The organism is Photobacterium sp. GSS17, assembly GCF_028621875.1.
Classification (GTDB): domain Bacteria; phylum Pseudomonadota; class Gammaproteobacteria; order Enterobacterales; family Vibrionaceae; genus Photobacterium; species Photobacterium ganghwense.
In genome coordinates, this window is record NZ_CP117517.1 from 472,884 (window position 1) to 486,935 (window position 14,052).

A 14,052-nucleotide genomic window follows, 5' to 3' on the forward strand; every position below is an offset into this window, starting at 1 on the left:
TGTATTAAAGGAGAAACAGTATGGTGCAAGACATGGATCAGGAAGCAGTCGTGATGGATATTATTGTTAACGCAGGTGAAGCCAGAAGCCTGTGTTATGAAGCGCTGGCAGCTGCTCGCCAGCAGCATTACCCGCTTGCCCGGGAGCACTTGCAGCAGGCCAAAGCTTGTCTTAACCGGGCACACTTGACCCAGACCCAGTTGATTGAAGCGGATCAGGGAGAGGGGAAAGTCAAAATGACCCTGGTGATGGTACATGCTCAGGATCACCTGATGACCACCATTCTGGCCCATGAACTGGTAGCGGAAATGGTGACAATGTACGAAAACATGGCTGCAGACAGAGGATAGACGCATGGCAAAGTTACCTATCAAACTTGCGATTATCGGGGGCGGCAGCAGTTATACCCCGGAGTTGGTGGAAGGAGTGCTGACACGACGGGAGCAGTTACCGGTCAGTGAAATCCATTTTGTGGATGTCGAAGCCGGGTTGGAAAAGCTGGAGATCATTGCCGCGCTGACCCGACGGATGATTGCCAAAGCCGGGGCGGACATCACTGTAACGGCATCGTTAGATCGCCGGGCAGCCATCGCCGGAGCCGATTTTGTGATGACCCAATTTCGGGTGGGCGGCTTACAAGCCAGAGCCCGTGATGAGCGGATCCCGCTGAAGTATGACGTTATTGGTCAGGAAACCACGGGGCCGGGCGGTTTTGCCAAGGCATTGCGGACGATCCCCGTGATCCTGGATATTTGTAAGGACATTGAGGAGTTGTCTCCTGATGCCTGGATGCTGAACTTCACAAACCCGGCCGGTCTGGTGACAGAAGCGGTTCTGAAATACACCAAGGTGAAAGCGATTGGTTTGTGTAACGTGCCGGTATCTATGAAGATGATGATCGCGGCAATGATGGATTGTGAGCCTGATGAATTATCTTTGGAATGTGCGGGGCTTAACCACCTGGTGTGGGCTCATCGCGCCTGGTTGAACGGTAAGGACGTAACGGCGGAAGTGCTGCAAAAAGTCGGTGATGGTGCCGGCTATACCATGAAGAATATTGCAGAAGAGCCATGGGATCCGGATTTCCTGAATGCATTAGGCGCGATCCCGTGCCCTTATCATCGCTATTTTTATCAGCCGGATGCCATGTTAGCGGAAGAAAAAGCGACGGCGCAGACTGAAGGTACCCGAGCCGAGCAGGTGATGAAAACCGAGCAGGAGTTGTTTGACCTCTATCGGGATGAAACGTTGGCCGAAAAACCAGCTCAGCTGGAAAACCGGGGAGGTGCGTACTATTCGGATGCTTCCCTGAACTTGGTGGATGCGATTTACAACGATCGTAAAACCGTACATGTGGTGAATGTCCGTAATCACGGCACTATCTCTGCGCTGCCAGATGATGCCGTGATTGAGTGCAGTGCGGTGGTCGGGAGCTGGGGAGCCAAACCAATCACGGTGGGCAGCCTGAGCCCGGCAGTATTGGGCTTGATCAGTCAGGTGAAAGCCTATGAACAGTTAACGGTTGAGGCGGCTGTCCATGGTAACTATAACCAGGGACTGATGGCACTGGCGAATAACCCGCTGGTTCCGGATATCCATCGTGCCAAAGCAATCCTGGACGACATCCTCAGAGAAAACCACGACTATTTACCTCAGTTTCATGCTGGCTGAGCAAGGCCGTGGCTTAGTGTTTTAGGTTCAACAAGGCCCTGATGTAATGCCCCTGTAGCCAGGTATAGCTAAGTGTCGCAAAGGTGTTGCAAAGGTGTCGCGGTTGCCATGGGTCACAAGACCCTATCTATCAAGGTGCCATCCATCACAAGGAGTAAAGGAAAGATGCACGTCATATTTAATGCCGATGATTTTGGGCTTACCCTAGGAGTGAACTTAGGCATTGTGGAGTCATGTGTTGCCGGGGTCGTACGCTCAACCACCCTAATGGTTGGGATGCCCGCGGAGCAGCAGGCTGTGCAGCTGGCGGGCAACACACCGGCATTAAAAGTCGGGGTGCATCTGCGTTTTACCGCAGGCTCGCCACTCACGGCGGCATCCAGCCTGGTGAACGAGCAGGGAAAGTTCTTACCTTACTCGGCGTTTTGGGCGCATCAGGGAATGTCCCAGCAGCAAATCGCTGACGAAACCACGGCGCAAATTGAGCACTTTTTGGCGCAGGGGTTAGCGTTGAGCCATGTTGACAGCCATCATCATGCGCATACGCATCCTGAGTTGCTGCCGGTTATTGAGGAAGTGGTGCAGGGGTATCGGGTACCGCTCAGGGGAAGTGGGTTAGCCGGAAGTACGTGTCGCTATGTCTTTGAGTCTGGTTTTTATGGCGAAGAGCTGACCTTGTCCCGATTGACGGCACTGCTTGATGGCCATCAGGGGCGGTGTGATGTGCTGGAAGTCATGACCCACCCGGCTCTGGTCGATCAGTCGTTGCTCGAGCTGAGCTCGTACAACATCGCCCGTACCCGTGAACTGGCGGTCCTGACGGATCCTCGTTTGCCTCAATTGTTGAAGCAGCGGGGAATAACCGTTGCGGATTATTCGTCATTATTCTGATCCCCCCCGATGATGCTCAGAGATGTCTGAATGGGGTGGAGCGGATACCTTTGTACGGTAAGGCGTGGCAAGCTACGGCAAATTTTCTGCAAGCGCCCTGAACAGAAGCGCGGCAAAATTGTGAGCTATTCGTGAACATGGTCGCCAAGATCACAGGCACTATCAGCGTTGACGTTACAATCACCGTTGAATCGGGCGCTGTCGAGCTGGTGACATGATGTCAGGTTAAGTAAGCTGCCGGTACCGGCCTTTCCCCCTTTTGCAGGCACAGGTTACCGGCGGCTTACCCTTTCTTGGGGGGCTTTGCGGTTCTTTACGGCAGGCGGGTCGATTTTGCCGAGCGTGTTTTGTAAAGTGCTGAAGTTTGGCTGGACGGGTGTGGTTTTGAATACCATCGTCAGGGAATAAACAGTGCCCTTTGTCACAGGTATCTATCATAGCAATAAGTGGCAAGCGGTCTCAGGGAGCTAAATGTAAAGAATGGCAAGTATTCAGGATGTGGCCAGTCTGGCCGGTGTGCATCGTTCAACAGTGTCGCGCATTATTAATGGCGAAGGAAAGTTTCGTTCTGATACCAGACGCAAGGTTGAGCAGGCTATGGCGACGCTAAATTATCGCCCCAGTGCGATAGCCCGCTCTCTTGCGACCGCATCTTCGAACATGACGGGTTTGTTGGTGACCTATTACACCGGTGGCTTTTTTGGTGAGATGATGGAGCAGGTACAGAATGAACTGGATCTGCACAAAAAGTTTTTGATTACAGCGCAGGGACACCACAGTGCTGATGGAGAAAGAGAGGCGATTGATCGCTTCCACGCTTTGCGCTGTGAGGGGTACGTGCTTAACAGCCGTTATTTAAGTGATGACGAGCTGAGAGAGCTGGCTGCCGAGTCCACACCCTTTGTATTGCTGGATCGCCTGGTCGAAGGGTTAGAGGATCGTTGTATCACGTTTGATCATACGTTGGCCGCGAAAATGGCGGTACAGCATCTGATTCAGCAGGGGCATCGGAATATCGCCTGTATTTCCGGCCCGACGGACAGAATCAGCAGCCAACAGCGTTACCAGGGCTACCTACTGGCTATGCAGGAAGCCGGGTTACCGGTTAACCCAGGGCTGACTGTGTTTGGTGATTACAAACGGGAAAGCGGATATCAGGCGGTTCGGGAGTTGTATCAGACCGGGATGACGTTTTCGGCTCTGTTTTCCTGTAATGAAGAAATGATGCTGGGAGCGGTGTTGTATTTCCATGAGCACGCGATTGATATCCCTCGTCAGGTCGCCCTGATTAGCTTTGACAGTGTGGATTTGTGTCAGGGGCTTTATCCTCCAGTGTCAGAAGTGTATTTTCCTCTCAGCGAAATGGCCCAATCAGCAGTTAAATTATTGATTAGCAAAATCAATGATACCAGCTTCTGGGGCCCCCAACACTTTGCCCCTCAACTTAGACTACGCTGAGTTTTATTGCCCGTTGCGGAAAATTTCAGCGATTGAACGTGCAGCAGCGTGAAATGCGAGAAAAATAATTGTATATCAAATCCGTATACGTATAATGAGCGCCATCTGCCCGGGTGGCGAAATTGGTAGACGCAGCGGATTCAAAATCCGCCGGTGAATAACTGTGCCGGTTCAAGTCCGGCCCCGGGCACCAATTTCAAACAACAAAGCCTCGACGAAAGTCGGGGCTTTGTTGTTTCTGCCATGTCTCATTTTCTTCCCCATTTTTGTTCTTTATCACAATTAACCTGTGATCATTCTACTTCAGCTCTGAATCGGACCAATATCCCGCTAAAATACATCTTTCTTTTTAATTATTTAAGAGAGCAGGGACGTTGTCTTCGCGATTAGCTAACAGCCGCTACGGCAGCATTGTCGAACGGGTGAAATCTGAAATTCAGCAAAAGATTTGGCGACCGGGCGAACGGGTTCCTTCTGTCCGGGAAATGAGTAAAGCGCACGGGGTCAGTGTAATGACGGTCCTCAAAGCGTATGAGTATCTCGAAAGTGAAGGCTGGATTCATGCCAAAGCCAAGACTGGCTATTTTGTGTCACCTCATTTTAATCGCTTGCCCTCACCGGATGTGAGCATTCCGCAGCGGGTAAACCGCTCCATTAACATTAATAAACATGTTTTTGATGTCTTACGTGCCTGCAAGCAGCCGGATGTCATGCCCTTTGGTTCCGCCTTCCCTGATCCCAATCTATTTCCGCTTCAACAACTGGGCCGAATATTCAGTCAGTCCTGTAAGGGGTTACCTGCTAACAGTGGGTTGGTGGACTTACCGCCTGGCAGCCTAGAGCTACGACGGGTGTTGGCGCAACGTTATTTGCGCGAAGGAGTGCCGGTAAGTCTGGATGATATCGTCATCACTTCTGGTGCAATGGAGTCACTGGGGTTAAGTCTGGCGGCCGTCACTCAGCCGGGTGACACAGTGCTGATTGAATCACCGGTTTTTTACGGCGCGTTACAAACGATTGAGCGGCTTCGCTTAACAGCGATTGAACTGCCGACAGATCCTTATTCGGGAGTTTCGATCAAGGAGCTAGAAGCAGCGCTTTCTGATAAGTCAGTCAAAGCCTGCTGGCTGATGAGCAAGTTTCAGAATCCTCTTGGTGCCAGCCTGTCTTTAACAAAGAAAAAAGCTGTCTATGAGCTGCTGGCCAAGAATGATGTTCCTTTAATAGAAGATGATGTTTATGCCGAGCTGTATTTTGGGGAAGAAAAACCAGCTCCTATCAAATCACTGGATGACAGAGGGCTGATCTTACATTGTTCATCATTTTCTAAATGCTTGGCGCCGGGGTTTCGCGTCGGGTGGGTGGCGGCAGGGCGGTATGCTAAGCAAATTGAAGAGCTGCAATTTATGTCAACGCTTTCGGTCGGGGTGCCCAATCAATATGCGTTAGCTCAGTATGTTCAGCATGGCGGGTACGACAACCACCTTAGACAATTACGCCGTACACTGAAGCAGCGACTGAAACAAATGCGTCAGGCCATTGTTGCGGTATTTCCCGATGGAACTCAAGTGACTCAACCCAGCGGTGGCTATTTTTTATGGGTCGAGTTACCGAACCAACGAGTAGATACCTCACAGGTTTTATCGATTGTATTGCAGATGCATCAAATTAGTATTGCACCCGGTACGTTATTTTCATCAGATGCCAGATATCGTCACTGTCTGCGAATAAACGGATCTTACGCTTGGAGTGAAAAAACAGAACAAGCCTTATTGGTTCTGGCTGAGTTTTTGCGCCAGCAGTGCCTGGAACAATAAGCCAGTTCAAATTAAGACCTCACTGTTCTAGTGGTTAACCCTTTGCTCTGTACTACCTTCATTGTGTTGTGCCATGTTGCAATTGCGCCTTCATTAATAAGAGAAGGGACATGGCTATATGTTAAAAACAAACGAACGGTCGGAAGTAAAACTCATTGCGGTTTCATTAATTTGTGCGGCACTGCTGGTCATTGGGCATCTCATTCTGGCAAAAAGCCTGGCTGACAAGTTGTGGGTTGAGTATTTGGCTGCCGCGATTCCATTTCTGTTATTCGGCATTGGGGTATTCGCGGTGAAGTTTGCGTTAGCTAATGATAAATGCTCATAAAGCTGTTTTTGACGAAAGTGAATGCCCTGATGAGATGAAAATAAGCATAAAAAGGCAGGTGTGATTGTTTTTTGTTCGGTTGGTTCGTGTGGGGCATTTTTTTTGATAATTGGGGTTGCGCAGAAAACTAATCTCTCTATAATGCCGCCTCACTGACACGGAGCGCGGCGAAATAAGCCAGCGACGTGAAAGAAAAGTTCTTTAACAATTTGACCATGCAATCTGTGTGGGCACTCGTGAACTGATAGTCAAAAAGATTTATCGATGAACTGAGTGACCAATTCAAAATAGCTTCGGTTATTTTGGCACAGTCAATTTAATTCAGTATTCATCGAGCCAAAACTTTAATTGAAGAGTTTGATCATGGCTCAGATTGAACGCTGGCGGCAGGCCTAACACATGCAAGTCGAGCGGCAGCGACAACATTGACCCTTCGGGGGATTTGTTGGGCGGCGAGCGGCGGACGGGTGAGTAATGCCTGGGAACATGCCTTAGTGTGGGGGATAACCATTGGAAACGATGGCTAATACCGCATAATCTCTACGGAGCAAAGAGGGGGACCTTCGGGCCTCTCGCGCTAAGATTGGCCCAGGTGGGATTAGCTAGTAGGTGGGGTAACGGCTCACCTAGGCGACGATCCCTAGCTGGTCTGAGAGGATGATCAGCCACACTGGAACTGAGACACGGTCCAGACTCCTACGGGAGGCAGCAGTGGGGAATATTGCACAATGGGGGAAACCCTGATGCAGCCATGCCGCGTGTGTGAAGAAGGCCTTCGGGTTGTAAAGCACTTTCAGCAGTGAGGAAGGCGGTATCGTTAATAGCGGTATTGTTTGACGTTAGCTGCAGAAGAAGCACCGGCTAACTCCGTGCCAGCAGCCGCGGTAATACGGAGGGTGCGAGCGTTAATCGGAATTACTGGGCGTAAAGCGCATGCAGGCGGCTTGTTAAGCCAGATGTGAAAGCCCGGGGCTCAACCTCGGAATCGCATTTGGAACTGGCAGGCTAGAGTCTTGTAGAGGGGGGTAGAATTTCAGGTGTAGCGGTGAAATGCGTAGAGATCTGAAGGAATACCGGTGGCGAAGGCGGCCCCCTGGACAAAGACTGACGCTCAGATGCGAAAGCGTGGGGAGCAAACAGGATTAGATACCCTGGTAGTCCACGCCGTAAACGATGTCTACTTGGAGGTTGGTGTCTTGAACACTGGCTTTCGGAGCTAACGCGTTAAGTAGACCGCCTGGGGAGTACGGTCGCAAGATTAAAACTCAAATGAATTGACGGGGGCCCGCACAAGCGGTGGAGCATGTGGTTTAATTCGATGCAACGCGAAGAACCTTACCTACTCTTGACATCCAGAGAACTTAGCAGAGATGCTTTGGTGCCTTCGGGAACTCTGAGACAGGTGCTGCATGGCTGTCGTCAGCTCGTGTTGTGAAATGTTGGGTTAAGTCCCGCAACGAGCGCAACCCTTATCCTTGTTTGCCAGCACTTCGGGTGGGAACTCCAGGGAGACTGCCGGTGATAAACCGGAGGAAGGTGGGGACGACGTCAAGTCATCATGGCCCTTACGAGTAGGGCTACACACGTGCTACAATGGCATATACAGAGGGCAGCAAGACCGCGAGGTGGAGCGAATCCCACAAAGTATGTCGTAGTCCGGATTGGAGTCTGCAACTCGACTCCATGAAGTCGGAATCGCTAGTAATCGTGGATCAGAATGCCACGGTGAATACGTTCCCGGGCCTTGTACACACCGCCCGTCACACCATGGGAGTGGGCTGCACCAGAAGTAGATAGCTTAACCTTCGGGAGGGCGTTTACCACGGTGTGGTTCATGACTGGGGTGAAGTCGTAACAAGGTAGCCCTAGGGGAACCTGGGGCTGGATCACCTCCTTACCTAAAGACTGCGCTTTGCGTAGTGTCCACACAGATTGCTTGGTTAAAATGTAGAGAACATGTGTTCGGGTACCCAAACCCGAAACAAAAGGTCCCATTCGTCTAGAGGCCTAGGACACCGCCCTTTCACGGCGGTAACAGGGGTTCGACTCCCCTATGGGACGCCACGGGTCGTTAGCTCAGTTGGTAGAGCAGTTGACTTTTAATCAATTGGTCGCAGGTTCGAATCCTGCACGACCCACCATCTTCTCCTCGGAAGATGTAAAACATCGGAGGGCGATTAGCTCAGTTGGGAGAGCACCTCCCTTACAAGGAGGGGGTCACTGGTTCGAGCCCGGTATCGCCCACCACTCTCTAAATACTTTTCTGCACGGAGCCGCAGATTCAATAGCAGTAATGTTGTTGGGTCAGTTTCGTGACGCTGAAAGTCTTTAGACAGTGGCTGCCGCAAGGCAAACACATGCTCTTTAACAATCTGGAAAGCTGACTAGTAATTCGATTCATACGAATCGAAATTATTGTTTCTCGAAAGAGAAACGAGTTCTCAAGCAATACACATTCAAGTGTCTTGTGTAAGAAGAGTCCGGCAAAACAAACTAACCATCTTAACTCAGATGGAAAAACCTTGGTTGTTTGAACATACGAAACCTCTTGGGGTTGTATGGTTAAGTGACTAAGCGTACACGGTGGATGCCTGGGCAGTCAGAGGCGATGAAGGACGTACTAACTTGCGATAAGCGTAGATGAGGCAGTAAGAGCCACTTGAGTCTACGATTTCCGAATGGGGAAACCCAGCTGCATAAGCAGTTATCATCAAGTGAATACATAGCTTGATGAGGCGAACCGGGGGAACTGAAACATCTAAGTACCCCGAGGAAGAGAAATCAACCGAGATTCCGGCAGTAGCGGCGAGCGAAACCGGATTAGCCCTTAAGCGCTTTAGGTGTCAGGCGAATGAGCTGGAAAGCTCAGCGATACAGGGTGACAGCCCCGTAGCCGACAACACATTTGGCGTGAAAACGAGTAGGACGGGACACGTGTTATCTTGTCTGAAGATGGGGGGACCATCCTCCAAGGCTAAATACTCCTGACTGACCGATAGTGAACCAGTACCGTGAGGGAAAGGCGAAAAGAACCCCTGTGAGGGGAGTGAAATAGAACCTGAAACCGTGTACGTACAAGCAGTAGGAGCAGGCTTTGTCCTGTGACTGCGTACCTTTTGTATAATGGGTCAGCGACTTAATTTCAGTAGCAAGGTTAACCGTATAGGGGAGCCGTAGGGAAACCGAGTCTTAACTGGGCGTGCAGTTGCTGGGATTAGACCCGAAACCGAGTGATCTAGCCATGGGCAGGTTGAAGGTGCGGTAACACGCACTGGAGGACCGAACCGACTAATGTTGAAAAATTAGCGGATGACTTGTGGCTAGGGGTGAAAGGCCAATCAAACTCGGAGATAGCTGGTTCTCCCCGAAAGCTATTTAGGTAGCGCCTCGGACGAATACTACTGGGGGTAGAGCACTGTTAAGGCTAGGGGGTCATCCCGACTTACCAACCCTTTGCAAACTCCGAATACCAGTAAGTACTATCCGGGAGACACACGGCGGGTGCTAACGTCCGTCGTGGAGAGGGAAACAACCCAGACCGCCAGCTAAGGTCCCAAAGTTATCGCTAAGTGGGAAACGATGTGGGAAGGCTCAGACAGCCAGGATGTTGGCTTAGAAGCAGCCATCATTTAAAGAAAGCGTAATAGCTCACTGGTCGAGTCGGCCTGCGCGGAAGATTTAACGGGGCTAAGCGATACACCGAAGCTGCGGCAATGCGCATTAGCGTATTGGGTAGGGGAGCGTTCTGTAAGCCGCTGAAGGTGTCCTGTAAGGGGCGCTGGAGGTATCAGAAGTGCGAATGCTGACATGAGTAACGATAAAGGGGGTGAAAAACCTCCTCGCCGGAAGACCAAGGGTTCCTGTCCAACGTTAATCGGGGCAGGGTGAGTCGACCCCTAAGGCGAGGCCGAAAGGCGTAGTCGATGGGAAACGGGTTAATATTCCCGTACTTCTTGCTATTGCGATGGGGGGACGGAGAAGGCTAGGTGGGCCTGGCGACGGTTGTCCAGGTTCAAGGGTGTAGGCTGATGGTTTAGGCAAATCCGGACCATCTTAAGGCTGAGACCCGATGTCGAGGCACTACGGTGCTGAAGTCATTGATGCCATGCTTCCGGGAAAAGCCTCTAAGCTTCAGATAGCAAGAAATCGTACCCCAAACCGACACAGGTGGTCGGGTAGAGAATACCAAGGCGCTTGAGAGAACTCGGGTGAAGGAACTAGGCAAAATGGTACCGTAACTTCGGGAGAAGGTACGCTGCCGGCGGTGAAGAGACTTGCTCTTGGAGCTGCTGGCAGTCGCAGATACCAGGTGGCTGCAACTGTTTATTAAAAACACAGCACTGTGCAAAATCGAAAGATGACGTATACGGTGTGACGCCTGCCCGGTGCCGGAAGGTTAATTGATGGGGTTATCCTTAGGGAGAAGCTCTTGATCGAAGCCCCGGTAAACGGCGGCCGTAACTATAACGGTCCTAAGGTAGCGAAATTCCTTGTCGGGTAAGTTCCGACCTGCACGAATGGCGTAATGATGGCCACGCTGTCTCCACCCGAGACTCAGTGAAATTGAAATCGCAGTGAAGATGCTGCGTACCCGCGGCTAGACGGAAAGACCCCGTGAACCTTTACTACAGCTTGGCACTGAACATTGACCCTACATGTGTAGGATAGGTGGGAGGCTTCGAAGCAGGTACGCCAGTATCTGTGGAGCCGTCCTTGAAATACCACCCTTGTAGTGTTGATGTTCTAACGTCGCCCCCTTATCGGGGGTGCGGACAGTGCCTGGTGGGTAGTTTGACTGGGGCGGTCTCCTCCCAAAGCGTAACGGAGGAGCACGAAGGTGGGCTAATCACGGTCGGACATCGTGAGGTTAGTGCAATGGCATAAGCCCGCTTGACTGCGAGAATGACGGTTCGAGCAGGTGCGAAAGCAGGTCATAGTGATCCGGTGGTTCTGAATGGAAGGGCCATCGCTCAACGGATAAAAGGTACTCCGGGGATAACAGGCTGATACCGCCCAAGAGTTCATATCGACGGCGGTGTTTGGCACCTCGATGTCGGCTCATCACATCCTGGGGCTGAAGTCGGTCCCAAGGGTATGGCTGTTCGCCATTTAAAGTGGTACGCGAGCTGGGTTTAGAACGTCGTGAGACAGTTCGGTCCCTATCTGCCGTGGGCGTTGGATGATTGAGAGGGGCTGCTCCTAGTACGAGAGGACCGGAGTGGACGAACCTCTGGTGTTCGGGTTGTGTCGCCAGACGCATTGCCCGGTAGCTAAGTTCGGAATCGATAACCGCTGAAAGCATCTAAGCGGGAAGCGAGCCTCAAGATGAGTCATCCCCAGAGCTTTAAGCTCTCTGAAGGGTTGTTCGAGACTAGAACGTTGATAGGCAGGGTGTGTAAGCGCTGTGAGGCGTTGAGCTAACCTGTACTAATTGCCCGTGCGGCTTAACCATACAACACCCAAGGGGTTTTACGGACTCCACGAGCACTTGAATGGTGTGCTTGAACTTTAGTCAGTTTTTCCAAGATTGTGATTTACGGCCTGCGGGCGGTGAATCAAAGAATTTGCCTGGCGACCATAGCGCTGTGGACCCACCTGATCCCATGCCGAACTCAGACGTGAAACGCAGCAGCGCCGATGGTAGTGTGGGGCCTCCCCATGTGAGAGTAGGACATCGCCAGGCACCTATTCCAGAAAGCCCGTTGGGTCACAACGGGCTTTTCTTTCGCTCTCACCGATGGTGATGTGAGCGGGGTCAACATAAGGTTTTTACTTTCTCGCCGGTTGGCAAAAAAGGTGAAAGTTTTATCTTGACTTAAAAACTGGAACGCGTAGTATACGCGTCCTGACTTGCTGAAGCGCTTCGCGCTAACGCATTGAAAGTCAACGTTCTTTAACAATTTGACCATGCAATCTGTGTGGGCACTCGTGAACTGATAGTCAAAAAGATTTATCGATGAACTGAGTGACCAATTCAAAATAGCTTCGGTTATTTTGGCACAGTCAATTTAATTCAGTATTCATCGAGCCAAAACTTTAATTGAAGAGTTTGATCATGGCTCAGATTGAACGCTGGCGGCAGGCCTAACACATGCAAGTCGAGCGGCAGCGACAACATTGACCCTTCGGGGGATTTGTTGGGCGGCGAGCGGCGGACGGGTGAGTAATGCCTGGGAACATGCCTTAGTGTGGGGGATAACCATTGGAAACGATGGCTAATACCGCATAATCTCTACGGAGCAAAGAGGGGGACCTTCGGGCCTCTCGCGCTAAGATTGGCCCAGGTGGGATTAGCTAGTAGGTGGGGTAACGGCTCACCTAGGCGACGATCCCTAGCTGGTCTGAGAGGATGATCAGCCACACTGGAACTGAGACACGGTCCAGACTCCTACGGGAGGCAGCAGTGGGGAATATTGCACAATGGGGGAAACCCTGATGCAGCCATGCCGCGTGTGTGAAGAAGGCCTTCGGGTTGTAAAGCACTTTCAGCAGTGAGGAAGGCGGTATCGTTAATAGCGGTATTGTTTGACGTTAGCTGCAGAAGAAGCACCGGCTAACTCCGTGCCAGCAGCCGCGGTAATACGGAGGGTGCGAGCGTTAATCGGAATTACTGGGCGTAAAGCGCATGCAGGCGGCTTGTTAAGCCAGATGTGAAAGCCCGGGGCTCAACCTCGGAATCGCATTTGGAACTGGCAGGCTAGAGTCTTGTAGAGGGGGGTAGAATTTCAGGTGTAGCGGTGAAATGCGTAGAGATCTGAAGGAATACCGGTGGCGAAGGCGGCCCCCTGGACAAAGACTGACGCTCAGATGCGAAAGCGTGGGGAGCAAACAGGATTAGATACCCTGGTAGTCCACGCCGTAAACGATGTCTACTTGGAGGTTGGTGTCTTGAACACTGGCTTTCGGAGCTAACGCGTTAAGTAGACCGCCTGGGGAGTACGGTCGCAAGATTAAAACTCAAATGAATTGACGGGGGCCCGCACAAGCGGTGGAGCATGTGGTTTAATTCGATGCAACGCGAAGAACCTTACCTACTCTTGACATCCAGAGAACTTAGCAGAGATGCTTTGGTGCCTTCGGGAACTCTGAGACAGGTGCTGCATGGCTGTCGTCAGCTCGTGTTGTGAAATGTTGGGTTAAGTCCCGCAACGAGCGCAACCCTTATCCTTGTTTGCCAGCACTTCGGGTGGGAACTCCAGGGAGACTGCCGGTGATAAACCGGAGGAAGGTGGGGACGACGTCAAGTCATCATGGCCCTTACGAGTAGGGCTACACACGTGCTACAATGGCATATACAGAGGGCAGCAAGACCGCGAGGTGGAGCGAATCCCACAAAGTATGTCGTAGTCCGGATTGGAGTCTGCAACTCGACTCCATGAAGTCGGAATCGCTAGTAATCGTGGATCAGAATGCCACGGTGAATACGTTCCCGGGCCTTGTACACACCGCCCGTCACACCATGGGAGTGGGCTGCACCAGAAGTAGATAGCTTAACCTTCGGGAGGGCGTTTACCACGGTGTGGTTCATGACTGGGGTGAAGTCGTAACAAGGTAGCCCTAGGGGAACCTGGGGCTGGATCACCTCCTTACCTAAAGACTGCGCTTTGCGTAGTGTCCACACAGATTGCTTGGTTAAAATGTGAAGAGCGAAACGATGCTGGGTCTGTAGCTCAGGTGGTTAGAGCGCACCCCTGATAAGGGTGAGGTCGGTGGTTCAAGTCCACTCAGACCCACCACTTCCTGCCCAAAGGAAGCTGGTGAGGCATCGGAAACGTTGGGGCTATAGCTCAGCTGGGAGAGCGCCTGCCTTGCACGCAGGAGGTCAGCAGTTCGATCCTGCTTAGCTCCACCACTCTTTAAGGGTTTTCCCTGAGAATCTTTAAACAG

At 51.6% G+C, this 14,052-nt stretch carries 6 protein-coding genes, 6 tRNA genes and 4 rRNA genes; all 16 read left to right on the plus strand.

Annotated features, from left to right (window positions below; translation table 11 throughout):
* Positions 1–32 precede the first annotated feature (32 nt).
* The 16 genes from PGW97_RS02240 (at position 33) to PGW97_RS02315 (ending at position 14,017) form a co-directional block, all read left to right on the plus strand.
* A complete protein-coding gene (locus PGW97_RS02240) occupies positions 33–350 on the plus strand; it encodes a PTS lactose/cellobiose transporter subunit IIA (RefSeq protein WP_047883769.1) in 318 nt (105 codons plus the stop codon).
* Positions 351–354: 4 nt separating this feature from the next.
* Entirely contained in the window at positions 355–1,671 is a 1,317-nt protein-coding gene (locus tag PGW97_RS02245) for a 6-phospho-beta-glucosidase (RefSeq protein WP_273858488.1), read from the plus strand.
* 165 nt (positions 1,672–1,836) lie between these two features.
* Positions 1,837–2,562 carry a chitin disaccharide deacetylase gene (gene chbG / locus PGW97_RS02250; protein WP_273858490.1) on the plus strand — a complete coding sequence of 242 codons (726 nt, stop codon included), beginning with the start codon at positions 1,837–1,839 and terminating at the stop codon, positions 2,560–2,562.
* Between the two features lie 480 nt (positions 2,563–3,042).
* The gene (locus PGW97_RS02255) at positions 3,043–4,020 is read left to right on the plus strand and encodes a LacI family DNA-binding transcriptional regulator (protein ID WP_337960367.1); all 978 of its coding nucleotides are present in this window, start codon (positions 3,043–3,045) and stop codon (positions 4,018–4,020) included.
* Positions 4,021–4,127: 107 nt separating this feature from the next.
* Positions 4,128–4,213: transfer RNA gene (locus PGW97_RS02260), tRNA-Leu, on the plus strand.
* Positions 4,214–4,394: 181 nt separating this feature from the next.
* Positions 4,395–5,837, plus strand: a complete 1,443-nt coding sequence (locus PGW97_RS02265) for an aminotransferase-like domain-containing protein (protein ID WP_273858491.1) — start codon at positions 4,395–4,397, stop codon at positions 5,835–5,837.
* 118 nt (positions 5,838–5,955) lie between these two features.
* Complete coding sequence (locus PGW97_RS02270; RefSeq protein WP_047883760.1) at positions 5,956–6,165, plus strand: hypothetical protein; 210 nt, start codon at positions 5,956–5,958, stop codon at positions 6,163–6,165.
* A gap of 345 nt (positions 6,166–6,510) precedes the next feature.
* Positions 6,511–8,062, plus strand: a 16S ribosomal RNA gene (locus tag PGW97_RS02275).
* Positions 8,063–8,153: 91 nt separating this feature from the next.
* Positions 8,154–8,229: transfer RNA gene (locus PGW97_RS02280), tRNA-Glu, on the plus strand.
* Between the two features lies 1 nt (position 8,230).
* Positions 8,231–8,306 (plus strand) — tRNA-Lys (locus PGW97_RS02285).
* Between the two features lie 30 nt (positions 8,307–8,336).
* Positions 8,337–8,412 (plus strand) — tRNA-Val (locus tag PGW97_RS02290).
* A 313-nt stretch (positions 8,413–8,725) separates the two neighbouring features.
* Positions 8,726–11,617 (plus strand): 23S ribosomal RNA (locus PGW97_RS02295).
* 115 nt (positions 11,618–11,732) lie between these two features.
* Positions 11,733–11,848 (plus strand): 5S ribosomal RNA (gene rrf, locus PGW97_RS02300).
* 354 nt (positions 11,849–12,202) lie between these two features.
* A 16S ribosomal RNA gene (locus PGW97_RS02305) occupies positions 12,203–13,754 on the plus strand.
* Together the 16S, 23S and 5S rRNA genes with 5 tRNA genes alongside form the textbook arrangement of a ribosomal RNA operon.
* 70 nt (positions 13,755–13,824) lie before the next feature.
* A tRNA-Ile gene (locus tag PGW97_RS02310) sits at positions 13,825–13,901 on the plus strand.
* A 40-nt stretch (positions 13,902–13,941) separates the two neighbouring features.
* A tRNA-Ala gene (locus tag PGW97_RS02315) sits at positions 13,942–14,017 on the plus strand.
* The last annotated feature ends 35 nt before the right edge of the window (positions 14,018–14,052 follow it).

Bases quoted from the DNA above. Each gene is read 5' to 3' on its own strand.
- PGW97_RS02240 (WP_047883769.1), top strand. From the start codon at position 33: ATGGATCAGGAAGCAGTCGTGATGGATATTATTGTTAACGCAGGTGAA.
- PGW97_RS02245 (WP_273858488.1), top strand. From the start codon at position 355: ATGGCAAAGTTACCTATCAAACTTGCGATTATCGGGGGCGGCAGCAGT.
- chbG (WP_273858490.1), top strand. From the start codon at position 1,837: ATGCACGTCATATTTAATGCCGATGATTTTGGGCTTACCCTAGGAGTG.
- PGW97_RS02255 (WP_337960367.1), top strand. From the start codon at position 3,043: ATGGCAAGTATTCAGGATGTGGCCAGTCTGGCCGGTGTGCATCGTTCA.
- PGW97_RS02270 (WP_047883760.1), top strand. From the start codon at position 5,956: ATGTTAAAAACAAACGAACGGTCGGAAGTAAAACTCATTGCGGTTTCA.